Here is a 24,146-nt window from a genome sequence, read left to right as displayed (position 1 = left end):
GTGGCGGCCGGGGCTGAAAGCTTTCAGCCCTGCGCCGGTCGCCGCCACAGCAGGCGCGCCAGTGACGCCAGCACGAACATGCCCACGGATACCGCCGCCGCGCCCGTCACGAACAGCAGCAGCCCGGCCTGAAGGGCGCCCAGTGCGGCAAGCGGGCCGAACCGCAGCGCTGTCGGCAGGTCTCCGGTCACCGCCGCCCAACCCAGCGTCACCGCCAGCCAGCCCGTCACCAGCATCGCCGCGCACAGCATCAGCCCGCGCACGCCGCGCAGCCGGAACCGCAGCCCGTGGCGCAGCGCCTTGATCTGGCGCGCGATGTCCTGCTGAACCGCGATCAGCGCCGGCACCACCAGCAGCACCAGCACCATGCCGAACCCGAGACCGTAGACCAGGGTGATCACCGTGGGTTTGAGAAACTGCGCATCGGCGGACTTTTCATACAGCAGCGGTGTCAGTCCCAGCACCGTGGTCAGCGTGGTCAACATCACCGGGCGCAGCCGGTCCGCCGCGCCGTCGATGATGGCGGGCACCACGCCGCGCGTGGCGCCGTATTCGTCGATGGTGGTCACCAGAACGATGGAATCGTTGATGATGATGCCGGTCATGCCCAGCAGACCCACCACGGTGAACATGCTGAGCGGCACCTCCCACAGTGCATGGCCGTAGATCGTGCCGACAAGGCCGAAGGGAATGATCGCCATCACCACCAGCGGCCGGGACCAGCTGGCAAAGACCCAGGCGAGCACGAGATAGATCCCCAGCAGCACCAGGATCAATCCGGTCAGTGCATCGCTTAGGAATGCGTCCTCCTGCTCGGACAGACCCGACAGGCGATAATCGACCTGCTTCTCGGCGGCAATCTGCGGCAGGATCTCCTGTTCCAGCGCCTGCATGATCTCGGTCGCGCGTGCGGGATCGTCTTCGGAAATGTCGCCGGTGACGGAAATCAGCCGGATGCCGTTTTCGCGGCGTACCGTGGAAAAGCCGGTGGACCGGGTAACCTGCACCAGGTCAGCGAGCAGGACATAGGCGCCGCCCGGGGTGCGCAACATCATCCGTTCAAGAAAATCCGCCGTCAGTTCCTCTGCGGGCAGCTCCACACGGATCGCCGCCGAGCGCGGCCCGTCGGGATAGGTGGCCGCCTCGATGCCATTCAACCGGTTGCGCAGCGTCGCCCCAAGCGAGTCGATGTCAAAGCCCAGCGCCTGCCCCTGCGGGGTCAGCTCCAGTATCAACTCTTCCTTGTCATAAGACAGATTGTCCTCGACCGCCGACACCTCAGGGAACCGTACCAGAGCGGTCTTGAGCGCCTCGGAGGCGGATTTCAGTACTTCGGCGCTGGCTCCATAGAATTGCACGTCCAGCGCATCGCCGCCGGGTCCGGACCGCATGCCGCGAAAGCTGACGGTTTCGGACATCGGGTGCGGCACCACCGCGTCCTGCAGCGCCGCGACAAAGGCAAAGCTGGAATAGGGCCGCAGGTCCGCCTCGATCAGTTCGATCGAGATCGCGCCCAGCTGATCCGCGTCCTTGCTGTCGGTGCCCGCCATCCCGCGTCCGGCGTTGCCGCCCACCTCGGCGATGACATAAGCGATGGGATTCAGGCCGTATTCTTCCTTGTACTTCTGTCCCAGCGCCTCGGCGGCACGCTGCATTTCCTGCATCATCGCCAGGCTGTCGGCGCGCGTCGCCCCCGGAGCCATGGCAAAGTTTCCGGTGATCGAGGCCTGTTCGGGTGCGTTGAAAAACCGCCATTGCACGTCACCGCGGATCAGCAGGGCCACCTGCGACGCGAGCAACACAACCACCCCGGCCAGAACCGCGTAGCGGAACATCACGACCCCGGCCATGAACGGGCGGAACAGGGTGTCGCGCAGACGGCGGAAGCCCCGGTTCATCAGCCGCGAGGGCAGGTCGTACCAATGTTCCCGGGCCGAATGGGCGATGGCATGGGCCATGTGGTTTGGCAGGATCAGAAAACATTCCACCAGCGAGGCGAGCAAGACCACGATCACGGTAAAGGGAATGTCCTTGATCAGATCGCCAAACCGGCCGCCAACGGCGACCAACCCGAAAAAGGCGATGACCGTGGTCAGTGTGGCGCAGAACACCGGCAGCGCCATCCGCTTGGCCGCCGTTTCCGCCGCTTCGACCGGCGGCATGCCACGGCGGGCCAGGTGGTCGGCGTGTTCGCCCACGACGATGGCATCGTCGACCACGATGCCAAGAGTGATGATCAGCGCAAACAGCGAGATCATGTTGAAGGTGATGCCAAAGGCGAACATCAGCGCGATTGCCGCCAGCATCGCCGTCGGGATTCCGGCCGCGACCCAGAAAGCGGTGCGCGCATTGAGAAACAGAAACAGCAGCAGCACCACCAGCCCCAACCCGGTAAGACCGTTTTCCAGCAGAATATTCAGCCGCCCGGTGATCGCTTCTGACCGCGTGCGGATGAGGTCGATGGTGACGCCGGCGGGCAGTTCCGCCTCCATCCGGTCCGCAACCTGCTGGACCTGATCCTGGATACCGATCGCATCGCCCCGAGCGGTGCGGTCAACGCGGATCGAAATCGCCGGATTGGCGCCGACAAAGTAGGTCCGCTCGCGGTCGGTGCCCTGCAGTTGCAGCCGCGCCACATCGCCCACCGTCACTGTCGATCCGTCCGGGTTCGAGCGCAGGGTGATGCGCGAAATCTGCTCGGCCGAGCGTTTCTCGACCCCGGTCCGGACGCGGGCGTTGGCGCCGCTGACATCCCCTGCCGGGTCGGCATCGACCTCGGCAGCGATGGCGTCGGCGATCTCGCGCAGCGTCACGTCATAGGCGATGAGATTGGCGCCGGGAACTTCGATCAGGATCTGCGGCGCGGCCAGACCGCGGATCGTGGTCCGGGTGACGCCTTCGGCAAACAGGCGGGTGACAAGTTCGTCGGCAAAACGCGCCAGCTGGTCAGGCGCCAGCGGGCCGGTGATCACGAGATCGGTCACGCGATCGTACCAGGCGCCCCGGGTGACCTCGGGCTCGTCCGCCTCGTCCGGCAGGCCGGTGACGGCATCGACGGCCGACTGCACATCCGCGGCCGCCCGCGCCATGTCCCAGTTCGGTTCAAACTCGAGCTGAACCACAGCGCTGCCTTCCCGAGAACGGGATTCCGACGATTCGACGCCCTGCACCACCAGCAGGGCGGGCTCCAGAACCTGCACGATGGCGGAATCGACATCCGCCGCCCCGGCCCCGTCCCAGGTCACCGTGACACTGATGTCATCGACAACGACATCCGGAAAGAACTGGGCGCGCATGTTGGGCAGCGCCAGCCCCCCGGCGGCAAGCATAAGCACCAGCAAAAGGTTGGCCAGCGTCCGATGCCGGGTGAAATAGCTGAGCAGACCACCGGCCGCGGGAGGGGTCGCGCGCACCATGCCCTACCCACCGATCCGGGCTTCGAGGCGCTGAACAACCTGCGCCGGCACCTGCGGTTCGCCCAACTGGGCCAGAATACGCTGCTTCGCCTCGTCCGGCATCCGGCCATTGCCCTGCACAAACGCAACCAGCCGGGCCCGGCGTTCATCGCTGAGTTCGAGCATTTCCGGCTGTGCGGGGGCATTGTCCGCAACGGGGGCGGCACCGGGCGGCTGCAGCGCCCGCACCTTGATGCCCGCGCCCAGCAGCGGCGTGCGCTCGGCCACCACGGCACGCCCTTCCAGGCCCGGAGCACGGACCAGCACATCGTCACCCTGCCGCCGCAGCAACTGCACCTGCATCACTTCGAGCCGGTCGTCCGCACCAAGAACCAGCACCTCGTCCGCCGCGCTCAGGGCCGAGGACGGCAGCCGGATCACGGAATGCAGCGGCGCTTCGTCGATCGAAACGGTCACAAAATCGCCGGGCTTGAATCCGCGCGCCCGGTCGAGGCGGGCAAACAGCTGGCGGCCGGTCTGTCCCTCACCCACGGCGGCGCCTTCCCGCGACAGCGTCCCCGTGGCGACCAGATTGGTGCCAAAGACGTCGAGTGTTGCCGTGACCCTTGCCGGGTCAAGGGCCCCGTCTTCCGTCAGCAGGCGCGCGTACTGCTGGGTCGAGACGCGGAACGCCACCTCGAGCGCGTCGGTGTCGATCAGCTGGGCAAGCTGTTCATTGGCTGACACCAGACGACCCTCGATCACGCTGACCGCGCTCAGCGTTCCGGCAAAAGCCGCGCGGACCTCTGTGTCGGACAGCAGTCGCTGCGCCTCGGAGCGGGCAATTTCGGCACGGGCAAGCGTTGTGCGGGCCTGGTCCACCCGCGCCTCGGCCTCGGCCAGCGCCTTGCGCCGGGCCAGGATGGTGCCGCGCGCCGTCGACGCCGAAAGCTCGGCTGTGTCAGAGGCCGCATCGGTCCCGACTCCCCTCTTCCTCAGGTCAAGCTGGCGCTGAAACTGGCGCTGGTACAACGCGGCCTGTTCCTCGGCTGCGGCGAGATCATCCCGCGCAAGGCTGACAGCCCCGACGGCTTCGCGGATTTCGGCCTCGGCATCCAGCATATCGCTGTTGGCCCGGTCAAGTTCTGCCTGCGCCTGAGACGGATCGATGCGCACCAGCAGCTGATCCTTGGCAACCTTGTGCCCCTCTTCGAATTCCGGGGCGAAGTCGATCAGCCGCCCCGAAGCCGCAGCGCGCAGTTCCAAGGTGCGACGGCTTTGAATCTGACCGAAGGCGGTGAGAACCGGCGCAACGGAGCCCGCCTGCGCCATGAGTGTGTTCACCGCAAAGACCCGTTCGCGGTTTTGCGGTACCCGGGGCTCGTCCGCCATGCGAACCTGCACCGCGTCGCGTACAAGAGCCGCGGCATAAACCAGCAGGCCCAGCGTCAGGGACGCGAGGAACAGTCCTGTCAGGCTCTGTCTCAAAAACCGCATCTGAATTTCTCCTGTCCGGACCCGAAGTCTACCGGATCCGGTCTGCACGCCAAGCCACGACCACGTGACAGGTGATACGTGTGCCGGGGCTATTTCCGTCGCTGGTGTTCGTCGAGGCGCGGAAATATCTCGACAAAGTTACAGGGCCTGTGACGGTAGTCGAGCTGCTTCACCAGGATTTCGTCCCAGGCATCGCCGCACGCCCCCGGGCTGCCCGGCAGCGCAAACAGATAAGTGCCGTTGGCAACCCCGCCAGTGGCGCGGCTTTGCACGGCGGACGTGCCGATCTTGTTCATCGAGACGATGGTGAAAACGGTGGAAAAGGCGTCGATCTCTTTCTCATAGACATCGCGGTGCGCCTCGACGGTCACATCCCGCCCGGTGAGACCGGTGCCACCGGTGGAAATCACCACATCTATGCCGGGATCGGCGCACCAGGCGCGCAGCTGTGTGGCGATTTCATCGCGTTCGTCCCGCAGGATGCGGCGGTCAGCAAGTGTGTGCCCCGCCTGCGTCAATCGCGCGACCAGGACATCGCCCGACCGGTCCTGTGCTGCACCCCGCGTGTCGCTGACGGTCAGGATGGCGATCCGCACCGGGAGAAAATCGCGTGTGGCTTCAGGACTCATGGATCAAGCTTTCAGTTTTGCCTGCAGGTTCAGCAGGTCGGCCCAGGCCGCGCGTTTGGCGATCGGAGTGCGCAGCAGATAGGCCGGATGGACCATTGGCAGCGCCGGCAGGCCAAACGCTTGCGTCCACTGGCCGCGCAGGCGCGTTATTCCGCGTTTTCCAAGACAGGCCTGACAGGAAACATTGCCCATCAGGATCAGCAGGTCGGGTTTCACAAGGGCAACGTGTCGCTGCAGGAAAGGCAGCATCATGGCGATTTCCGCCGGGCTGGGATCGCGGTTCTGCGGCGGACGCCAGGGCACGACGTTGGTGATGTAGACGGCACTGTCGCCACCGCGCTCGCGGCCCAGTCCGATCGCCGAGAGCATTTGGTCGAGCAACTTTCCAGCTTTGCCAACGAATGGCTTGCCTTGCAGGTCCTCTTCGCGGCCCGGCGCCTCGCCGATCAGCATCACCCGCGCAGGCGTGTTGCCGTCCGCGAACACCAGATTACGCGCGCCCTTCTGCAGGTCGCAGAGGCCGTAGCTTTCCAATGCAGCCCGCAGCGCCGGGAGATCCTGTGCCGCCCCGGCCGCTTTTCGCGCCGTATCGACCGGATCTTCAGCCACGTTGGGATGCGGGAGCGCGGCACCGGATGCGGCCGCCGCCACCGCCTCGGCGGCCGCCGCGTAACGGTTTACCGGCATGTCCGAGATCGCCTCGGTCACCCCAAGTTCCACCTGCCATTCAAGCAGGGCCCGCGCACTGTGCCACTCAAGATGCGATTCCATGCCGTCACATTACAACGGAGCACGACGGGCCGAAAGATGCGGCGGTGTCAGCCTGCGCGTCGGCTGGCACATCCCGCATTTGAAAAAGTGCGGAACTGTTTGTGCTGTTCCGACGCCAAAAACTTTTCCTCAAAAGTTTTTGCAAGAATTTTATCAAAATTCTTGGCGCGGCGATCTGTGGCGGAGTGCGCGCGCATCTCAGCTTTTGCCCTTCCACGGCACCAGGATCCGTTCGGCCCAACGCATCAACATGTCGATGCCAAAACCAATCACACCGATCAGAATGATCCCCATGATCACGATGTCGGTCAGCTGAAATTTGGACGCCACCATGATCATCATCCCGGCGCCTTTTTCTGCGGCCACCAGCTCCGCGGCAACAACCGTGCCCCAGCAGACCCCCATTGCCACACGCGCCCCGGTAAATATCTCTGGCAGCGAGTTCGGCACGATCACGTGGCGCATGATCTGCGCCTTGCTGGCACCCAGGGAATAGGCAGCGTGCACTTTGGCGATGTTGACCCCGGACACCCCCGACCGCGCGGCGATGGCCATGATCCAGAGTGCCGCCAGGAACAGCAGGATGATCTTGCCGGTCTCGCCGATGCCCGCCCAGATGATCACCAGCGGGATCAGCGCCAGCGGCGGCACCGGGCGCATGAATTCCACAATCGGGTCAAACCAGCCGCGGAACCAGGCTGACAGCCCCATGGCATAGCCCAGCGGGATCCCCACAAGCGCGCCAAAGAGGAACCCCACCACCACGCGAAACAGGGAAAACCCCAGATGTTCCCACAGAGTGCTGTCCCGATACCCGTCACGGGCGATGTCGACAAAACGCGCCGCCACAGCCTCGGGCGAGGGCAGCCAGATCGGCTCCATCTGCCATCCTTTGGCGGGTTCGAAATTCAGGGTGCCCTTGGGACTCATCCCGACACGGCCGTAGGCGGTCTGGACCGTCCCGCCAGGAGCGAGCGGTTCTCCGTTCACCGCGACGACCGTTTCCTCGACCCCCTCGGGCACTTCGTCATTGCGATCGACCCGCACCAGTCCCGAGCGCCAGGCCCCGATCACATCGACGTCGTTCTTGGCAAATCCATCGCCTGGATCGACCTCGGGAACCTCCGGCGTGTCACCGGCGCGGCTGACGATCACCGTGACCGTGGCGTCATCGCGGCGCCCGTCGCTGAGTTCAGCCGTATAATCAAAACTGGCGGTGCCGATGAACGGGCCGGGCGCGTGCAGGAACGACGGCACCAGTGACGATCCGGTGAAGGCGGCCCAGAGCAGGAAGATCGTCAGCAGCGACACAAACGACGCGAGGCGGTCCGGCACCACCGCGCTTTCGTCGCCAAAGGTCACCGTCTTGAGCGAGGCGTAATCGGTGGTGGTCCGGTGCACGATGCTTTTGACCAGCAGGTAGGAGGCCACGAAGATCGCGGCATACAGCGCCAGAACAATCATGACGCCACCTCTGTACGGCCCATGATTTCCTCTTCCATATCCCAGATCATGCCCAGGATTTCTTCGCGTCGCGCGGCAAATTCGGAATGTTTCTTGACCTGCCTCAGATCGGCCGAAACCCCCATGTCGGCAAAGGGCAGACGGTATTCGCGGTGAATACGCCCGGGCCGGGGTGCCATGACAAGCAGGCGTTCGCCCAGCAGCAGCGCCTCTTCGACCGAATGCGTGATCAGGATGATGGTCTTGCCGGTCTCCTTCCACAGCTTCAGCACCAGGCTCTGCATCTTTTCGCGGGTCAGCGCGTCCAGCGCACCCAGCGGTTCGTCCATCAGGATCACGTCGGGGTCGTTGGCAAGACAGCGCGCAAGTGCCACGCGCTGCTGCATGCCGCCCGACAGTTCATAGACCGACTTTTCCATGAAATCGCGCAGGCCGACGACGTTGAGAAGGTGGTCGACATTGGCACCGTAGTCCTTTTCCCGCAGGCCGCGCATCCGCGGCCCGAAACTGACGTTTTCGCGCACGTTCATCCATTCGAACAGCGCGCCCTGCTGGAACACCATACCGCGTTCCGCATCCGGACCGGTGACGCGGTGGCCGTTCAGCGTGATACGGCCTTCGGTCGGGGCGAGAAAACCTGCCACGATGTTCAGCAGCGTCGTCTTTCCGCAACCCGAGGGCCCCAACACCGAGAGCAGCTCACCCTGCGCCAGTTCGAGCGAGACATCCTGCAGCGCCTGGACCGATGTGCCGTTGGGCAGATCGAAGCGCATCGAGAGGTTTTCGATCACAAGTCCAGTCATTGCGGCCTCATTGCTGTTCCAGATAATAGAAACTGCCCCCGCATTCCGGCTCTCGATCCCGACCCGCTGCCGCGCTGGACAGGGGGTGACGAGGTCGGCGCGGAACACAGGGGCAGCGTTGGCCTACATGCCGTTGGCGGCAGCGAGCGGTCCGGTGTTCACATTGTCCGCATAACTCGGCAGCGCGGAATCGATGGATCCAGCATCCACAAAGACCTGCGCGACGCCCTTCATGAACTCCTGAGCCCCGCCAGCGAGCCATTTGGACGACAGCTGATCTTCGACCGACGGGAAGATGAAGGTCGCAAGCGTCGCCATGGTTTCCTCTTCGGACATGCCCGCATCCTTGGCAATCACCGGCAGCATCTCGGCGCGCTTCGACTCATCGGCCCACATCGCATTGGCATCGGCCGTCACCTTCAGAAACTTCGCCGCGGTATCGCTGTTCTCGGCAACCCAGGAGGCCGGTGCGCTGGTGACGTCAAACACCAGAATGCCCAGATCTTCCTTTTCGGCGCCCGTCAGCAACACATTGCCGAATTCCTTGGCCCGGCGCAGCGAACCGCCCCAGCCGCAGAACATGTCCACCGATCCCTGCGCAATCGCGGCAGCCCCGTCCGGCGGCGCCATATCGACAACATTCAATCCGGCAACATCAACGCCAAAGTGGGACATCTGCTTGAGAAACCCATAGTGCGCGGCAGTGCCCAGAGGCACCGCGACCTTCTTGCCCGCCAGTTCTCCCGTGCTGTCCTTGTCGATCTCGAGCGCTTCGGCCACAACGCAATTGTCATTGTCGGAATAGCTGACCGCCACATCGAGAATCTGCAGATCCTGTCCAGCGCTGGTCGCCACCACAAACGGCGGCACACCCTGGCTGACCGAAATCTGCACATCACCCGACGCCATTGCCGCAGACATGGCCGTGCCGGTGTCAAAGGACACCCAGTTCACGGTCATCCCCAGAGCCTCGTCATAGGTGCCCATCTGCTTGGCGTATTCAAAGGGCATCGGCCATTCGAGGAAATACCCCACGGTCAGCGTGCCATGTGCCGCCGCATGCGCCTGGCCCGCACCGACCAGCGCCAAAGCCGCCGCGGTTCCCATCATCATTCGTTTCATTGTCATTTCATACACTCCCGTTGGCCCCCGTTCTGCGGGGGGACGTTGCGGCCTTGCGGGCGATCAGTCGCCTCTCTGAGCCTGAAGGCGCCCGAAAGAGCGCCCTGCCATTGATCCGAACGGAAAAGTACAAAGCGATCAACGTTTATTCTTGGTGCCGCCCGGCATGTCGTCGCGCCTCCGCCTGGGCGCGTAAAAACCCAACCCCCAAGGAATCGTCGGCTTTTCAGGCTCTTCCCGGAGATTTCCATACCATTTCGCGTTTGCCACAGTTGGATTGGCTATATAGGCGCGCCCGATCTGGCCCTAACCAACGCCGTGGAAAGGGGCTGATGTGACGGTGTCACGGACACCCTCTGTCCCGGGGCCATACTGGCTATCGCCCATCCTCATTCCAACGGAGTTTCCCATGGACGGAACATTCTCTGAAAACGACCTCAGCCGCGTGGTGGCCGCCGACAAGGCCCACGTCTGGCACCATTTGAGCCAGCACAAACCCTACGAGACCACCGACCCGCGGATCATCGTCGAGGGCAAGGGCATGAAGGTCTGGGACCAGCACGGCAAAGAGCACCTTGATGCCGTGTCGGGCGGTGTCTGGACCGTCAACGTCGGCTATGGCCGCGAAAGCATTGCCAACGCCGTGCGCGATCAGCTGATCAAGCTCAACTACTTTGCCGGCTCCGCAGGTTCGATTCCCGGCGCCCTGTTTTCGGAAAGGCTGATCGAAAAGATGCCGGGCCTGACCCGCGTCTATTTCACCAACTCTGGTTCCGAGGCGAACGAAAAGGCATTCAAGATGGTCCGCCAGATCGCGCACAAGCGCTATGGCGGCAAGAAGAACAAGATCCTGTTCCGCGACCGCGACTATCACGGCACCACCATCGCCTGCCTGTCGGCGGGTGGTCAGGACGAGCGCAACGCCCAGTACGGTCCTTTTGCCCCCGGGTTCGTGCGGGTGCCGCACTGCCTGGAATACCGCGCCGCCGATCAGGGAGCTCCGGTCGATAATTACGGCGAATGGGCCGCGAACCAGATCGAAGAGGTCATCCTGCGCGAAGGCCCCGACACCATCGGCGCGCTGTGCCTCGAACCCGTGACCGCTGGCGGTGGCGTGATCGTGCCGCCCGCAGGCTACTGGCAGCGGGTGGGTGATATCTGCAAAAAGTACGACATCCTGCTGCATATCGACGAAGTCGTCTGCGGCGTCGGGCGCACCGGCACCTGGTTCGGCTATCAGCACTACGGGATCGAGCCGGATTTTGTGACCATGGCCAAGGGCGTTGCCTCGGGCTATGCCGCCATCGCCTGCTGCGTCACGTCGGAACGGGTGTTCGAGATGTTCAAATCGGATGCATCGGATCCGATGGACTATTTCCGTGACATCTCGACCTTTGGCGGCTGCACGGCCGGCCCGGCGGCAGCGCTTGAGAACATCCGCATCATCGAAGACGAGAACCTGCTCGAAAACACCACCCGCATGGGTGACTACATGCTCGACCAGCTCGGTGCGATGATGGACCGTCACCGGGTGATCGGCAACGTGCGCGGCAAAGGTCTGTTCCTTGGCGCCGAACTGGTCAGCGACCGGGACAGCCGCACGCCCGTCGCGGAAAAGCAGGTTCAGGCGGTGGTGTCCGACTGCATGGCCCAGGGTGTCATCATCGGCGCGACCAACCGCTCGGTGCCGGGGTTCAACAACACCCTCTGTTTCTCACCCGCACTGATTGCGACAAAGGATGACATCAACCATATCCTCTCGGCCGTCGACGGCGCCCTGACCCGCGTATTCGGCTGATCCTCTCCCGCCCTGCAGATCGCTGCGGGGCGGAGTTGGCCGCGTTCCGGACTCACCCGTTTCCGAAAGCTTCCCCCATGACCCGACCGCAGCCCGTCGGCGCACCCGTTTCGCTGTCCCTGCCGCGCCCGCGCCCACCGCGCAGCGCCATGCAGGGGAGCTATGGACGCCTGGAACCAACCAGCCTTGCGCATGTGCCCGCGCTTTACCGCGCGTTTGCCGTGGACGGGGGCGCAGGTGACTGGACCTATCTTCCCTACGGTCCGTTCGCGTCAGAGACGGCCTTTGCCGACTGGGTGTCAGTGGCCTGTCCGGGCGAGGATCCGCTGTTCCACACCATCTATGACAGGGACGGCACGGCGCAGGGGATGGCGAGTTACCTCAGAATTGATCCCGCCAACGCGTCGATCGAAGTCGGTCACATTCATTTTTCCCCGGCCCTGCAACGCACCGCACTGGCAACCGAAGCGATGGCCTTGATGATGGCCCGCGCCTTCGACGAGCTTGGCTACCGGCGCTACGAGTGGAAATGCGATGCGCTGAATGCGCCGTCACGGGCCGCAGCCGAGCGGCTTGGCTTCACTTTCGAAGGCATCTTCCGTCAGGCATCGGTGGTCAAGGGGCGCAACCGCGACACCGCGTGGTTCTCGGTGCTCGACAGCGAATGGCCGCGCATCAAGGACAGGTTTGCACACTGGCTGGCGCCACAGAACTTCGACGCCGCCGGACAACAGATCGCCGCCTTGCGCTGACTCCAGAGGTCCGAAATTTCCCGGATTGCAGGCCTCCTGTCAGGAACGGATATTTCGGCAGTGGCCAAAGAGGTTTCACCGGGCATTTTGTCGGGATGTCGGCTGGCGGCATACAAGTACCAGCCGCAGCCTGCGCGCCCCGCGGTCCGCACGGGCGGCAATGGCGAGGGTCATGCCCTTTCGGGTTGCGGCGGCGGTCAGGTCGAAGCGCCGGTCAGGAGGCTTCAGGACTTTGCCAAACGGCTTTGCGGACGGGTGCTGCCCACTGGATAGAACGGAAGATCCTCGTGGCCGACCGCGCTGGCGTCATCCGCCCTTGGGCGCCTGCCGCTCATGGCGCAGTAGACCGTCGTGAAACACAGGCAGAGGAAACTGCCAAAATTGTAAAGTGCAAAGGCCTTTAAAAAGCTCGCGCCCATCAGCAGGCTCACAGCCAGCACGACCGCCCCGAGCAATATGGCCATGAACATCAGGCCGGCAACATTGGGGCCCTCCTGTACATCCAAATCAACGTCCATCTGTTTTCTCCTTTTCCCGGATCTGGCAGGAACACCATACCGAAAACCGGGAATTTCCTGTCCGCGCAAAGGGCGAGAACGGCCGACCTTAAGATCGCGCCCTACCCGGACGTATAGACCGTCGGCACCCCATCGACTTGAGGGACTGATTGGTGCTGCGGTGAGCACGTGTCCTCCGGCGGCGACCGGATGTGCGGTGTCGCAGGGCACGGCAAGGCGCAGGATTGCCGCGGGGACCGGGCGTGCCCACAAGGCGCTGGACTGCCGGATCAGCAATGCTGCAATGCAGAAATTACATAGCTGAGCTATTGTGCGCTCGCAGCATAGGCCCTATCTTGAGGGGGAAGATCGGTTCTTCCTCCTCCCTGGACCGATCAGAACTAGAGGGCGGCACCTACCTCCTCCCGGGTGCCGCCTTTTTTCTTTTCCCGACGATCCGTCCGGAAAAGGCCCGTGCCAAATCCCACCGCCCGCTACCTGCCTGCGCACTGCCAAGCCGTGAATGTGACGGTCCGGGCGGGACGACAGAAAAGTCACGGCAGAACCCGTTCAGCAGGTGCAGCCGTTGCCAGGGCCCGCAGCACAACCGGGATCTGACGCCCGGGGTACCGTTCGGCCGCCCGCGATGACCTGATGCTGTGATCCTTCACAGTCCGCACGGGACGGAACGGTTTGGGACATTGATGCGTTGACCCGCCGAACGCAGGGAAAAGCCAGTGCAACCTGTGCGGACCTGTGCCGCCGTCGCTGTCCTCGGCCATACGCGCCCTGCTCTCGCATCGCCGCCCAAGCCTCGTGCGGCCCAATGAATCAATAGGAGATGCCAATGCCCACTCATTTCGTGGAAGAACTGAAGCAGGATGTCCGGCAGCAGATGGTCGATCTGCTGAACGAAAACCTGTCCAACGCCATTGCCCTGACGCTGGCCGTCAAGCAAGCGCACTGGAACGTCAAAGGCCGGGGGTTCATCGGTGTCCACGAACTGCTGGACGATGTTGCCGACCGTCTGCGCGAGGGCGCGGACCTGATGGCGGAACGCGCCGTCATACTTGGCGGCTTTGCAAAAGGCACCACCGAAGTTGTCTCTGAGAAAGCCACCATGGAGGCTTACCCGGTCGACATTTCGGACATCGAAGCACACATCAAAGCCTTGAAAGAGCGCTTCATGTTTGTCGGCGGCGAGGTCCGCAAGGCGATTGAAACCGCCGGTGACGCAGGCGACGAGAACACTGCGGACATTCTGACCGAAGTGAGCCGCGCGCTGGACAAGGATGCCTGGTTCATCGGCGCCAACGCCTGAACCATCACCGCATTTGAGGCACGACCTGCACTTTATTGCAGGTCGTGCCCACGCGGCAGAGCGAGCCAACGTCTTCGTGCCCCGATGACCGCAGCAAACGTCATCGCCCAGTGCCTGCGCGGCCATTCGCCGAACGACAACGCCGTGGCGCGGGAAGATCTTATACGACCGTCTCGCACATTCTCTCCCGGACAGCGGCGCATCCGGCGGGGCGGCGATTCTTTTTGGCAATTGCCGACGAATCCTGTATGGGGCGCTCTTTGAGACTTAGGATGACGTGTCATGTCTGCGCAAACGCCGATCACTCAGGACGTTCTGACGATCCCCCGCAAGCTGCCCGAGGGGCCGGTGAACCTTGTCGGCCTCACCCGGCCTGCGATGGCCGAGGCGCTGCGCGCCGTCGGCACCCCGGAAAAGCAGATCAAGATGCGGGTCAACCAGATCTGGCAGTGGGTCTATCACTGGGGGGTGCGCGACTTTGATCTGATGACCAACCTGGCCAAGGAGTTCCGCACAAAGCTGTCGGAAAACTTTGTGATCAGCCTGCCCGAGATCGTCTCGAAGCAGGTGTCGTCGGATGGCACCCGCAAGTATCTGGTGCGGATCGCCGGCGGACACGAAGTCGAGGTGGTCTACATCCCCGAAGAGGACCGCGGCACGCTCTGTATCTCGTCCCAGGTGGGCTGCACGCTGACCTGTTCGTTCTGCCACACCGGAACCCAAAAGCTGGTGCGCAATCTGACCGCAGGCGAAATTGTCGGCCAGATCATGCTGGCCCGCGACGATCTGGGGGAATGGCCCGAGCAGGGAGCGCCCAAAAACGAAACCCGGTTGCTGTCCAACATCGTGCTGATGGGTATGGGCGAGCCACTGTATAATTTCGACAACGTCCGGGACGGCATGAAGATTGCCATGGACCCGGAGGGCATATCGCTGAGCCGCCGCCGGATCACCCTGTCGACCAGTGGCGTGGTGCCGGAAATCGCCAAGACCGCGCAAGAGATCGGCTGTCTGCTGGCGGTGTCGTTCCATGCCACGACGGACGAGGTCCGCGACCGGCTGGTGCCGATCAACAAGCGCTGGAACATCGAGACGCTGTTGGGCGCGTTGCGGGACTATCCGAAAGTTTCGAATTCCGAGCGGATCACCTTTGAATACGTGATGCTGAAAGGGGTGAACGATTCGGACGAGGACGCGCATCGTCTGGTCGAACTGATCCAGGGCATCCCGGCCAAGATCAACCTGATCCCGTTCAACGAATGGCCCGGCGCGCCGTACCAGCGCTCCTCCGGCAACCGCATTCACGCCTTTGCCGATATCATCTACAAGGCGGGATATGCGTCGCCGATCCGCACACCGCGCGGCGAGGATATCATGGCCGCCTGCGGTCAGTTGAAATCGGCCACCGAACGGGCGCGCAAGTCGCGGGCGCAGATCGCCGCAGAGACCGGACAGGGGTGAGCCCGGCGCTCAACTGCGCAGGAAGCTCTGGACCAGGCGCCACAGGTACACCGCGAGCAACAGCAGCAAAATGCCGTTGGTGATCGGGTTCAGCCAGTCGGCGACACGGTCAAAGTGGCTGCGCAGCAGGTATCCCGCAAGCGCCAGCGCTGTGGTCCACAACAGGCTTCCAACCGCCGAATAGAGCAGGAACGGCAGCATCGGCATGCGCGTCAATCCGGCCGGAACCGAGATCAGCGTGCGCACGCCCGGCACCATCCGGCCGAAAAACACCGCCCCGGCCCCATGGCGGCGAAACCAGGCCAGCGCCCGGTCCAGGTCTGTGTTTGTCAGGGTCAGCCACCTGCCATAGGCGCTGATGAACCTGCGCAGCCGGTCTTCGTTCGTCCACCGGCCGACCCAGTACCAGAGCGCCGCTCCGCCGACCGACCCGAGCGTGCCCATCAGGATGATCGCCACAAAGCTGAGCTGTCCCTTTGCCGACAGGTAGCCGGCAAAGGGCATCACCAACTCCGAGGGGATAGGAGGAAACACGTTCTCGAGCAGCATCAGAAGGGCCACACCCAGGCTGCCCAAAGCCGACAACCAGTTGGTGATGACATCAAACATGGGCCTGCTTCGATCGCTTCAATGGAAAATCGTCCGGACGGCGGTCACGGACCGCTACACCCAACGCGCGGCGCAGCAGATTGATCCGAACATTTCGGGCAAACGGCGCATCCGTCACGTCGGTCGCTGCGCCGCCAGGGTGCTGTTTTCCACCCGGATGCGTTTCCATAGCATCGCTGCATTCAACACGGCAAAGATCCCCGCAACCCAATGCAGACCCGGCAACATCGGTGCCGCGACAATTTCAGCCACCACCAGAGTATAATTCGGACCGTGCACGACCAGCGGGTGATGCAGGACAATCACCCGTGTCGTCCAGCGGTGGCCCAGGGTGGCCAGTCTCCAGACACGCAACACCTGCAGCCCCGGCAAAGAGCGCGAGCCAGGGCCAGGACACCGGGCGGCTGTGGCCAAAGACGACGATGCACGACAGCCACGCCGCGTGCAGCGCCACCATGGCCGGGTAGTGCCCGGCACCCACTTCGTAGCCGCCCTGCGCCAGCAACCGCGCCGTGTTCCGACGGGCGATGACAAGTTCGCTGAACCGTTGCAGCAGGAGAAAGCCAAGAAACAGCCCTGTCGCGACCGGCATCAGACAGCGCGTGCCGAAACATGGAACGGCAGGAACGAGGCGGTAAAACCGGGCCCCGGAGCGCAGGCCATCATCTGGCCGGCCTGGCCGGAGTCCAGCACCGCCTTCATCACGAAAAGCCCTGTCGGCGCAGACTTGTTGCCGGACTGCCGCAGCGTTTCGCGCTCGGCATCGAGACTGTCCCGTCGCAGGCGCAGGGCGCCTTCGACCGCCTTGACAACCTTGGTTCCACCGGGGTGGCAGACAAACCGGTCGATCTGGCTGGATTCAAGGTTGGCCGCGTTCAGAGCGCCGGTCGCGGCATCGGCAAATGCCTCGGCAGATCATGGCCGCGGCGGACCGGTCACACCACTTGATACCTGAGCAGTGTTTGGGTTCCCTGTGGCCCTGCCATCAACGCCGGGTTCTGCCCGGCGGGATCGAGCGTGCGCCGGGTGGCACGTCGTCCCGCCCGCGAAAGCCCGCGGTGCGACCTGTAGTGGCACCGGCGTGGAATAGATATCATACTAATTTTATCAGGATTGACAAAGCCGGAACGTCGCGGCATGGATTTTGCATGAAACACGCCCTTTTCGATGTGACCCCGCCCCGACCGAAGACGTTGCGCGACCTGCGCCAGCCCGAGGCGCGACTGGTGGCGATGCTGCGGCTCTGGCACACGGATGAAGCCGGGCAGGTACAGGTCTGGAATGACTTGTGTGCCGTGCTCGGATCGCACCGGGCACGCGCCTGCCTGTCCGCTTTTGAGGATGTGCTCCGGTTGTTGCACCACCACGGTTGGCGGGCGCCCAGCCTTTTGCCCCCGGAAACCAACCGTCTGTCGGCGGACGAGACCAGTTTTGCCCGCTTTGTGCTGGCTGCCACCGAACAGGACCGGGACGCCGCCTCGGCCGAGGCGCATTATCATGTGCGCTGCGAAGGCATTCTGCCGCTGGTGCTTGCAGCCTCTCGGCTGGGGCTTCCGCTGTTGTGTGAAGAAAGCCGCTGTCGTCTGCATGCGGCAATGCGTCCGATCTGAGCCTGCGGCAGAGGGGCTTGACCTTCCTGCTGCCGGAACCTTTATCAGAGGAACAGAGACACTCGTAGGGGAGAAATGCTGTGAATATCGGAGATGTTGCCAGACGCGCGAGCCTGCCCGCCAAGACCATCCGCTATTACGAGGATATCGGCCTGGTCAAACCCCTGCGGGACACCAATGGCTACCGCGCCTTCCGGGACCAGGACCTGCACAAGCTGGCATTTCTGAGCCGTGCCCGCACCCTGGGGTTTACCATCGAGGACTGCCGCACCCTGATGGCGCTTTATGCCGATCAGGAACGGGCGAGCGCGGACGTCAAACGGATTGCCGAAGTGCACCTGACGCAGATTGACGACAAGATCGCCCAGCTTGAGGCGATGCGCGACACGCTTTCGGAACTGGTGCGCAGCTGCGCCGGGGACCATCGCCCCGACTGTCCCATTCTGAAAGATCTGGCTGCCGGCGTATAGGTCAGGGCCTGGCGCGCATGCTGTCTGCGATCCCGTCCAGGATCCCGGGCAGGGCATCTAGCGTGCCGGAACGGGTCAGCCCGTCGACCATCTGCAGATTCAGCGTCTGCGGCGTGGCAAGTTCCGCGCGCGCCTCGGACAGGCGGCCGGAACGGTCAAGCGACAGGTTTTGCAGAAATCCCGTGACCAGGTTGGCCACATAGATCTCGGCCTGATCGGCATCGCCGGTCTGGCCCGCCAGCCACTGGCTGGCCTGCTCCAGAAGGCTCAGCGCGGCGGTGGTCATCGTGGAAGCCGCAAAATGGTCGATCAGCGCCGCCTCGTCCGTTTGCGGCAGGACCGGATTCCGGCCCCCGAACAGCGCTGTCAATGCGCCCGGGTTGCCTGCAACCGGAAGCGGGCAGCCGCCGCTTTCGATGAAGCCATAGGGAATGGTCACGGAGAGCTCGGTTGCGGGGGCACAGGCGGCCGCGAGAGCGACCAGCGGCACTCCGGCCATCACCGAAATCACCCGGTGCTCAGCCCGCCACGGAAGTGACGGGACCACATCGGCCCAAACGGCCGGGCGCAGGCACAGAAACACGATGTCGCTGGTCTCGACAACTTGCGGGTTGGCGGCGACGCGGATGCCCAGCCCGGCAGAGGCAAGCGCCGCCGCCGTGTCGGCACTGCGCTCGGACACCGTGACGGCATGGCCGTCCCGCGCCAGAGCCCGCGCCATCGGGGCCGCAATGTGGCCGGTGCCGATAAAACCGATGCGCTGCATTAGGGGCCTCCTGTTCCGTGCACAGGTCCAGTCTGGCGCACCCGGCGCGGGGATGCACCCCTGATTGCAGACGGCGACACCCGCGCCGGTTCGGGCGCGGGTGTCGTTTGCTTGCGTGGCCGGCGGGGCGAATCCCGGTGCCCGACGGCGCGGTGCCCGCCCTCAGGCCGCGGCCACCTGATCCGGGACCTTGGCCCCGGTCATATAGGCCACCGCATCCGACATCGAATGTTCCTTCGGATCGATCACACACAGACGGCTGCCCAGACGGTGGACGTGGATCCGGTCGGCCACCTCGAACACATGCGGCATGTTGTGGCTGATCAGCACGATCGGAATCCCGCGCGAGCGTACTTCCTGGATCAGTTCCAACACCTTGCGGCTTTCCTTCACCCCCAAGGCTGCGGTCGGCTCGTCGAGGATGATGACCTTGGAGCCGAAGGCCGCGGCGCGGGCGACCGAAACACCCTGACGCTGGCCCCCCGAGAGGGTTTCCACCGCCTGGTTGATGTTCTGGATCGTCATCAGGCCCAGATCGTTCAGCTTTTCCCGGGCGATGCGGCCCATTTCCTTGTTGTCGAGCATCTTGAGGTATTTGCCCATGAACCCCTGCTTGCGGATCTCGCGGCCGACAAACATGTTGTCGACGATCGACAGGGCCGGCGACAGGGCGAGGGTCTGGTAGACGGTCTCGATCCCGGCGTTGCGGGCGTCCAGCGGATTGGCAAAGTGAATCGGCTTGCCTTCCAGTTCGATGGTGCCTTCGTCAATCTGCACCGCGCCCGAGATCGCCTTGATCAGCGATGATTTCCCGGCGCCGTTGTCGCCGATCACCGCCAGGATTTCCCCGGGATACAGATCGAAATCGGCGTTGTTCAGGGCGGTGACGCGACCGTAGCGTTTAACCAGTCCACGGGCCTTGATCATTGGCTGTGTCATGCTGAAACCTTTCTGATCCACTGGTCGATTGCGACCGCAAGAATGATGAGCCAGCCGATGGCAAACACCTGCCATTGCACGTCCAGACCAGCCAGACGCAGACCCGATTCAAAGACACCGACGATAAGCGCCCCGAACAGCGGGCCGAGGATCGAGCCGCGTCCGCCAAAGAGCGAGATGCCCCCGATCACCACGGCGGTGATGCTTTGCAGGTTGGCTTCGGCAAAGGCATTCGGAGAGATCGACCCGACCCGGCCGATCGAGGCCCAGGCCGCGATGCCGACGACCAGACCGGCGCTCATGTAGACAGTCAGCAGGGTACGGTCGGTCTTGATGCCGGCCAGTTCGGCGGCTTCCTTGTCATCGCCGATGGCATAGACATGGCGGCCCCAGGCGGTCTTGTTCAGCATGTACCAAAGCACCGCAAAGACCAGGATCATCAGGACCACGCCAAAGGTGATGCGGGCCGAACCCAGCGAGATGAAACTGCCAAAGACCTTGAGCGCGGCTGCTTCGGCATCAATGTCCTGGCTGCGGATCGACTGCGATCCGGTCAGCAGACGCAGGATCGACAGGAAGATGTACCAGGTGCCCAGCGTCACGATGAACGGCGGCAGCTTGATCCGGGTCACGAACAACCCGTTCATCAGCCCGCCACCGACCGCGACGATAAATCCGGCGATCAGGGCAAAGAAAGTCGGGACGCCCAGATTCACCCCGAGCAGCCCCATGACGACGGCGGAAAAGATCATCAGCGCCCCCACCGACAGGTCGATGCCGGCAGTCAGGATGATCAGCGACTGTGCCGCCGCCAGAATGCCGATGATAGACACCTGTTGCATCACCAGCGACAGGTTGAACATCGTCAGGAACTTGCCCTCGGTGACCATCGGCAGGCTGAAGACAAGAACACTGACCACCAGAACCAAGACCGGAACCAGCGTCGGATTCAGGTGCAGCACATGCTGGACCGTGCCCATGAACCCCCGGCGACTGTGCTCGAACTGGGCGACCTTCTTGTCGCTTGCGTCCAGCGTGCTTTCAAAATCCTGACCCTTGCGGGCCGGTTGCGATGTATCGGACATAATGTCTCCTCCCCCGCCTCAAGAATGCTTGCGGCGACTGGATACGTCAAAACTTTCAATGGATGAGGGCGGGTGGGACGGGGCTTGAGCGCCCCGTCCCGGATGTGCGGGGCTTAGCCCCAGCACTTTTCCAGGGCTTCGTCGGACGTGATCGACGGGATGCCGTCAACCGGCTGGTCGGTCACCAGCTCGACGCCGGTGTTGTAAAAGTCGAGACCTTCGGAGTTGCTCGGCTTTTCACCGCTTTCGGCGAAGTTCTTGATCGCGTCGATGCCCAGCGATGCCATCAGCAGCGGGAACTGCATCGAGGTCGCGCCAATCACGCCTTCCTTGACGTTCTGGACACCTGGGCAGCCGCCATCGACCGACACGATCAGCGCCTGATCCTGCATGCCAAAGGATTTCAGCGCCTCATAGGCACCGGCGGCGGCGGGTTCGTTGATGGTGTAGACCACGTTGATGCTGCTATCGATCTGCATCAGGTTTTCCATCGCCGTGCGGCCGCCTTCTTCGTTGCCGTTGGTGATGTCGTTGCCGACGATGCGGGGGTCGTCTTCGTCACCGATGTCGGTCGGGTCCTTGATGTCGATGCCAAAGCCCTGAAGGAACCCGTTGTTGCGCAGGTAATCGACAGAAATCTCCGAGGCGTTGAGGTCAAGCAGTGCGATCTTGGCGCCCGAAGTATCCCCCATCTTGGCGGCGGCCCATTCGCCGATCAGTTCGCCCGCCTTGAAGTTATCGGTGGCGAAGGTGGCATCAGCCACGTCCGCAGGCTCGAAGGGCGTGTCGAGCGAGATGACCAGAATGCCGGCCTCGCGGGCCTGGGTGACGACCGGTGTCAGCGCCGGGCCGTCAGACGGTGTGATCAGGATGCCCTTGACGCCGGCGGCGATGCAGGTCTCGACAGCGGCAATCTGAGATTCCACGTCGCCGTCAAGCTTGCCCGCAAAGGTTTGCAGGTTCATGCCATTCTCTTCGGCGGCCTTCAGAGCGCCTTCCTTCATCTTGACGAAGAAGGGGTTGGTATCGGTTTTGGTGATCAGGCAGGCGCCGGTTTCATGCGCAGCGGCAAAGGCCGGCGCGGCCAGCAGGGTCATCACGGCGGCGGTGCCCATCAGGCCTGCGGTACGGGTTTTGGTGAAAGTCATGGTTGTCCTCCCATCGGGTAGCAAAGACCGGCACTGCCGGCGTTCAGTCCGGGGACACACCTCCCTGTGTGCCGCCCTTGTTATCATATGACATAGAATCACCCCGTTGTGTCAATAAATAAATCACTCTTATTTATTATTGACAGACTGGCCAGATCGCGACAGTATTTTGATACATCATCGCGACACACGGCAGGAAATGGAGGAGGGGGTAAACGCGATGCACAAATGTTCGGCTCGCCTGAAACACCTCCTCAAGCATGTTAGCGGCACCAGTTCCACGGAGAATAACGCATGTTGATTGGCATTCCTGCCATATTAGGGCCTGAACTGCTCTTTACGCTTCGCTCCATGGGGCACGGCGACGAAATCGCCCTCGTGGACGGGAATTATCCTGCGCAGGAACATGCCCGGCGGCTGATCCGGGCGGACGGTCATGGTGTTCTGGCGCTGTTCGAGGCGATCTTGCGGGTGATGCCGCTGGACAGAACCGCGCCGGTCGCTATCTTTCGCTCGGCGCTGAACAACGACCCTGCGCAGCGTGGGCCGGTTCATGACCAGATAGACGCGGCGAGCGCCCGGCTGGCCCCGAGTTTCGGAATCGAGCCTCTGTCGGGCCAGGATCTTTATCCCCGGGTCCGCTCCGCCCACACGATCGTTGCCTCCAGCGAGACGGCGCTTTTTGCGAATGTGGTGCTTCGCAAAGGCGTCATTGACCAGACAGACCTCCCATAACCTGTTGCAGCCAATAGGATTGACTCCCGTGACACAGCCTCAAACCCCTGCTTCCGACCTGCTGAAATCCGACGGCAACGGCATGCGCGGCACGAACCAGAGCGGGATGCGGGCACACAATGAACGCCTCGTGCTTACCCTGGTGCGCCGCCATGGCGCGCTGGCCAAGGCCGAGATTGCCCGCGCCACGGGCCTGTCGGCGCAGACGGTATCGGTCATCATGCGTCAGCTTGAAACGGACGGGCTTCTGGTCAAGGGCGATCCGGTGCGCGGCAAGGTCGGCCAGCCTTCGGTGCCGATGCGTCTCGACGCAGAGGGTGCCTACTTCCTGGGGCTGAAGATCGGGCGGCGCAACGAAGAGCTGGTTCTCATCGACTTCCTGGGGCAGATTCAGGGCCGGGTGCAACGCACCCATGCCTATCCTCGCCCTGACGACACCTTGCGCTTTGCCCTGGACGCCCTGGAAGCTCTGACCGCCCCGCTGAAAAAGGCCCAGCGCGCGCGAATCGCCGGGCTGGGCGTCGCGATGCCCTTTCAGATGTGGAACTGGGCGAGCCTGATCGGCGTCGACCCGGCCGAGATGGCCTCGTGGCAGAATCGGGACATCCAGGCGGATCTGGCCGAACATGTGCCCTATCCGGTCTATATCCAGAACGACGCCTCCTGCGCCTGTGGGGCCGAACTGGTATTTGGCGAACGCGATACCCCGCGCGACTTTCTGTATTTCTACGTTGGCTACTTCATCGGCGGCGGACTTGTCCTCAACGGCGCGCTCTACAACGGCCGCACCGGAAATGCCGGCGCCCTGGGCTCGATGCCCGTTCCCGGTCCGACCGGTTCCGTGCAGTTGATCGACGTGGCCTCTCTGTCGGGCATCGAACGACTGCTCATCGCTCGGGATGAACCCACGCAACACCTGTGGGGGGCACCGGAAAACTGGAGTCTTGATCCTGTGGTGTTGGACCAGTGGATTGACGGGGCAGCACGCGGCATCGCCCATGCAATCGCCGCCGCATCCTCGCTCATCGACTTTGAATCCGTGATGATCGACGGCTGGATCCCACCGGCCCTGCGGGACCGGCTGGTGATCGAAGTCAGCACCGCTCTGGCCGACATCAACATGGCTGGAATCACACCGCCTGCGGTGCAGGTCGGGACGGTCGGCCCGGCAGCAAGGTCGCTGGGCGCGGCCTGCCTGCCGCTGTCGGAACGGTTTCTTGTCGATGGTCAGACCTTTCTGAAACAGCTCTGACAACGTCAGGTCGGTCTCTGCA

23 protein-coding genes are annotated in these 24,146 nt (G+C 63.3%); 8 read left to right on the top strand and 15 right to left on the bottom strand.

Going from position 1 to position 24,146, the window contains the following annotated elements:
- Positions 1–23: 23 nt before the first annotated feature.
- The 7 genes from FOY53_RS01010 to FOY53_RS00980 form a co-directional block, all read right to left on the bottom strand.
- A complete protein-coding gene (locus FOY53_RS01010) occupies positions 24–3,416 on the bottom strand; it encodes an efflux RND transporter permease subunit (protein WP_146584767.1) in 3,393 nt (1,130 codons plus the stop codon).
- A 3-nt stretch (positions 3,417–3,419) separates the two neighbouring features.
- Entirely contained in the window at positions 3,420–4,892 is a 1,473-nt protein-coding gene (locus tag FOY53_RS01005; RefSeq protein WP_146584765.1) for an efflux RND transporter periplasmic adaptor subunit, read from the bottom strand.
- A gap of 89 nt (positions 4,893–4,981) precedes the next feature.
- On the bottom strand, positions 4,982–5,521 hold the full coding sequence (gene moaB / locus FOY53_RS01000; protein ID WP_146584763.1) for a molybdenum cofactor biosynthesis protein B: 540 nt from the start codon (positions 5,519–5,521) through the stop codon (positions 4,982–4,984).
- Between the two features lie 3 nt (positions 5,522–5,524).
- Positions 5,525–6,292: a uracil-DNA glycosylase gene (locus FOY53_RS00995; RefSeq protein WP_146584761.1), complete on the bottom strand. Its 768-nt coding sequence runs from the start codon at positions 6,290–6,292 to the stop codon at positions 5,525–5,527.
- Positions 6,293–6,490: 198 nt separating this feature from the next.
- Positions 6,491–7,756, bottom strand: a complete 1,266-nt coding sequence (locus FOY53_RS00990) for an ABC transporter permease (protein WP_146584759.1) — start codon at positions 7,754–7,756, stop codon at positions 6,491–6,493.
- Positions 7,753–8,559 carry an ATP-binding cassette domain-containing protein gene (locus FOY53_RS00985; RefSeq protein ID WP_146584757.1) on the bottom strand — a complete coding sequence of 269 codons (807 nt, stop codon included), beginning with the start codon at positions 8,557–8,559 and terminating at the stop codon, positions 7,753–7,755. Before FOY53_RS00985 ends, FOY53_RS00990 begins: the two co-directional genes overlap by 4 nt.
- Before the next feature lie 123 nt (positions 8,560–8,682).
- Complete coding sequence (locus FOY53_RS00980; protein ID WP_146584756.1) at positions 8,683–9,687, bottom strand: taurine ABC transporter substrate-binding protein; 1,005 nt, start codon at positions 9,685–9,687, stop codon at positions 8,683–8,685.
- A gap of 403 nt (positions 9,688–10,090) precedes the next feature.
- Here FOY53_RS00980 and FOY53_RS00975 point away from each other — a divergent pair, with 403 nt between their 5' ends.
- The gene (locus FOY53_RS00975; RefSeq protein ID WP_146584753.1) at positions 10,091–11,479 is read left to right on the top strand and encodes an aminotransferase family protein; all 1,389 of its coding nucleotides are present in this window, start codon (positions 10,091–10,093) and stop codon (positions 11,477–11,479) included.
- 77 nt (positions 11,480–11,556) lie between these two features.
- Positions 11,557–12,231, top strand: coding sequence for a GNAT family N-acetyltransferase (locus FOY53_RS00970; RefSeq protein WP_146584751.1), 675 nt, complete (start codon positions 11,557–11,559; stop codon positions 12,229–12,231).
- 224 nt (positions 12,232–12,455) lie between these two features.
- Here FOY53_RS00970 and FOY53_RS00965 read toward each other — a convergent pair whose 3' ends face one another.
- Complete coding sequence (locus tag FOY53_RS00965) at positions 12,456–12,749, bottom strand: hypothetical protein (protein ID WP_146584749.1); 294 nt, start codon at positions 12,747–12,749, stop codon at positions 12,456–12,458.
- Between the two features lie 826 nt (positions 12,750–13,575).
- Here FOY53_RS00965 and dps point away from each other — a divergent pair.
- On the top strand, positions 13,576–14,049 hold the full coding sequence (gene dps / locus FOY53_RS00960) for a DNA starvation/stationary phase protection protein Dps (RefSeq protein WP_146584747.1): 474 nt from the start codon (positions 13,576–13,578) through the stop codon (positions 14,047–14,049).
- A gap of 282 nt (positions 14,050–14,331) precedes the next feature.
- On the top strand, positions 14,332–15,510 hold the full coding sequence (rlmN, locus tag FOY53_RS00955; protein ID WP_146584745.1) for a dual-specificity RNA methyltransferase RlmN: 1,179 nt from the start codon (positions 14,332–14,334) through the stop codon (positions 15,508–15,510).
- Between the two features lie 9 nt (positions 15,511–15,519).
- Here rlmN and FOY53_RS00950 read toward each other — a convergent pair whose 3' ends face one another.
- The 3 genes from FOY53_RS00950 to FOY53_RS00940 all read right to left on the bottom strand — a co-directional run bounded on the left by FOY53_RS00950 (position 15,520) and on the right by FOY53_RS00940 (position 16,902).
- Positions 15,520–16,119, bottom strand: a complete 600-nt coding sequence (locus tag FOY53_RS00950; RefSeq protein ID WP_146584743.1) for a DedA family protein — start codon at positions 16,117–16,119, stop codon at positions 15,520–15,522.
- Positions 16,120–16,233: 114 nt separating this feature from the next.
- Complete coding sequence (locus FOY53_RS23590; protein ID WP_246107238.1) at positions 16,234–16,473, bottom strand: isoprenylcysteine carboxylmethyltransferase family protein; 240 nt, start codon at positions 16,471–16,473, stop codon at positions 16,234–16,236.
- A gap of 237 nt (positions 16,474–16,710) precedes the next feature.
- Entirely contained in the window at positions 16,711–16,902 is a 192-nt protein-coding gene (locus tag FOY53_RS00940; RefSeq protein WP_246107256.1) for a hypothetical protein, read from the bottom strand.
- Between the two features lie 365 nt (positions 16,903–17,267).
- Here FOY53_RS00940 and FOY53_RS00935 point away from each other — a divergent pair, with 365 nt between their 5' ends.
- Positions 17,268–17,729: a hypothetical protein gene (locus FOY53_RS00935; protein WP_246107237.1), complete on the top strand. Its 462-nt coding sequence runs from the start codon at positions 17,268–17,270 to the stop codon at positions 17,727–17,729.
- Between the two features lie 80 nt (positions 17,730–17,809).
- Positions 17,810–18,199, top strand: coding sequence for a Cu(I)-responsive transcriptional regulator (gene cueR / locus FOY53_RS00930; protein WP_146584741.1), 390 nt, complete (start codon positions 17,810–17,812; stop codon positions 18,197–18,199).
- Between the two features lies 1 nt (position 18,200).
- Here the strand turns inward: cueR and FOY53_RS00925 are convergent, their stop codons facing one another.
- The 4 genes from FOY53_RS00925 to FOY53_RS00910 form a co-directional block, all read right to left on the bottom strand.
- Entirely contained in the window at positions 18,201–18,965 is a 765-nt protein-coding gene (locus FOY53_RS00925; RefSeq protein ID WP_146584739.1) for an NAD(P)-binding domain-containing protein, read from the bottom strand.
- A gap of 162 nt (positions 18,966–19,127) precedes the next feature.
- Positions 19,128–19,904 carry an ATP-binding cassette domain-containing protein gene (locus FOY53_RS00920; protein WP_146584737.1) on the bottom strand — a complete coding sequence of 259 codons (777 nt, stop codon included), beginning with the start codon at positions 19,902–19,904 and terminating at the stop codon, positions 19,128–19,130.
- A complete protein-coding gene (locus tag FOY53_RS00915) occupies positions 19,901–20,989 on the bottom strand; it encodes an ABC transporter permease (protein ID WP_146584735.1) in 1,089 nt (362 codons plus the stop codon). Before FOY53_RS00915 ends, FOY53_RS00920 begins: the two co-directional genes overlap by 4 nt.
- Positions 20,990–21,102: 113 nt before the next feature.
- Positions 21,103–22,137 (bottom strand): sugar ABC transporter substrate-binding protein, encoded by a 1,035-nt coding sequence (locus tag FOY53_RS00910; RefSeq protein WP_146584733.1) that lies wholly within the window; start codon positions 22,135–22,137, stop codon positions 21,103–21,105.
- A 294-nt stretch (positions 22,138–22,431) separates the two neighbouring features.
- On the opposite strand from FOY53_RS00910, the gene FOY53_RS00905 reads away from it, so the two are divergent.
- Positions 22,432–22,872 (top strand): RbsD/FucU family protein, encoded by a 441-nt coding sequence (locus tag FOY53_RS00905; protein WP_146584730.1) that lies wholly within the window; start codon positions 22,432–22,434, stop codon positions 22,870–22,872.
- Positions 22,873–22,954: 82 nt separating this feature from the next.
- Positions 22,955–24,124, top strand: coding sequence for an ROK family transcriptional regulator (locus FOY53_RS00900; protein WP_372833463.1), 1,170 nt, complete (start codon positions 22,955–22,957; stop codon positions 24,122–24,124).
- Positions 24,125–24,146 lie beyond the last annotated feature (22 nt).

The organism is Puniceibacterium confluentis (assembly GCF_007923445.1).
Classification (GTDB): domain Bacteria; phylum Pseudomonadota; class Alphaproteobacteria; order Rhodobacterales; family Rhodobacteraceae; genus Puniceibacterium; species Puniceibacterium confluentis.
Note: the sequence above shows the minus strand (reverse complement) of the source record. Positions and strands in the feature narration are given on the sequence as shown.

Coding starts and splice junctions, on each gene's coding strand:
- FOY53_RS01010 (WP_146584767.1), bottom strand. CDS start 3,416: ATGGTGCGCGCGACCCCTCCCGCGGCCGGTGGTCTGCTCAGCTATTTC.
- FOY53_RS01005 (WP_146584765.1), bottom strand. CDS start 4,892: ATGCGGTTTTTGAGACAGAGCCTGACAGGACTGTTCCTCGCGTCCCTG.
- moaB (WP_146584763.1), bottom strand. CDS start 5,521: ATGAGTCCTGAAGCCACACGCGATTTTCTCCCGGTGCGGATCGCCATC.
- FOY53_RS00995 (WP_146584761.1), bottom strand. CDS start 6,292: ATGGAATCGCATCTTGAGTGGCACAGTGCGCGGGCCCTGCTTGAATGG.
- FOY53_RS00990 (WP_146584759.1), bottom strand. CDS start 7,756: ATGATTGTTCTGGCGCTGTATGCCGCGATCTTCGTGGCCTCCTACCTG.
- FOY53_RS00985 (WP_146584757.1), bottom strand. CDS start 8,559: ATGACTGGACTTGTGATCGAAAACCTCTCGATGCGCTTCGATCTGCCC.
- FOY53_RS00980 (WP_146584756.1), bottom strand. CDS start 9,687: ATGACAATGAAACGAATGATGATGGGAACCGCGGCGGCTTTGGCGCTG.
- FOY53_RS00975 (WP_146584753.1), top strand. CDS start 10,091: ATGGACGGAACATTCTCTGAAAACGACCTCAGCCGCGTGGTGGCCGCC.
- FOY53_RS00970 (WP_146584751.1), top strand. CDS start 11,557: ATGACCCGACCGCAGCCCGTCGGCGCACCCGTTTCGCTGTCCCTGCCG.
- FOY53_RS00965 (WP_146584749.1), bottom strand. CDS start 12,749: ATGGACGTTGATTTGGATGTACAGGAGGGCCCCAATGTTGCCGGCCTG.
- dps (WP_146584747.1), top strand. CDS start 13,576: ATGCCCACTCATTTCGTGGAAGAACTGAAGCAGGATGTCCGGCAGCAG.
- rlmN (WP_146584745.1), top strand. CDS start 14,332: ATGTCTGCGCAAACGCCGATCACTCAGGACGTTCTGACGATCCCCCGC.
- FOY53_RS00950 (WP_146584743.1), bottom strand. CDS start 16,119: ATGTTTGATGTCATCACCAACTGGTTGTCGGCTTTGGGCAGCCTGGGT.
- FOY53_RS00935 (WP_246107237.1), top strand. CDS start 17,268: ATGAAACACGCCCTTTTCGATGTGACCCCGCCCCGACCGAAGACGTTG.
- FOY53_RS00925 (WP_146584739.1), bottom strand. CDS start 18,965: ATGCAGCGCATCGGTTTTATCGGCACCGGCCACATTGCGGCCCCGATG.
- FOY53_RS00920 (WP_146584737.1), bottom strand. CDS start 19,904: ATGACACAGCCAATGATCAAGGCCCGTGGACTGGTTAAACGCTACGGT.
- FOY53_RS00915 (WP_146584735.1), bottom strand. CDS start 20,989: ATGTCCGATACATCGCAACCGGCCCGCAAGGGTCAGGATTTTGAAAGC.
- FOY53_RS00910 (WP_146584733.1), bottom strand. CDS start 22,137: ATGACTTTCACCAAAACCCGTACCGCAGGCCTGATGGGCACCGCCGCC.
- FOY53_RS00905 (WP_146584730.1), top strand. CDS start 22,432: ATGTTGATTGGCATTCCTGCCATATTAGGGCCTGAACTGCTCTTTACG.
- FOY53_RS00900 (WP_372833463.1), top strand. CDS start 22,955: ATGCGCGGCACGAACCAGAGCGGGATGCGGGCACACAATGAACGCCTC.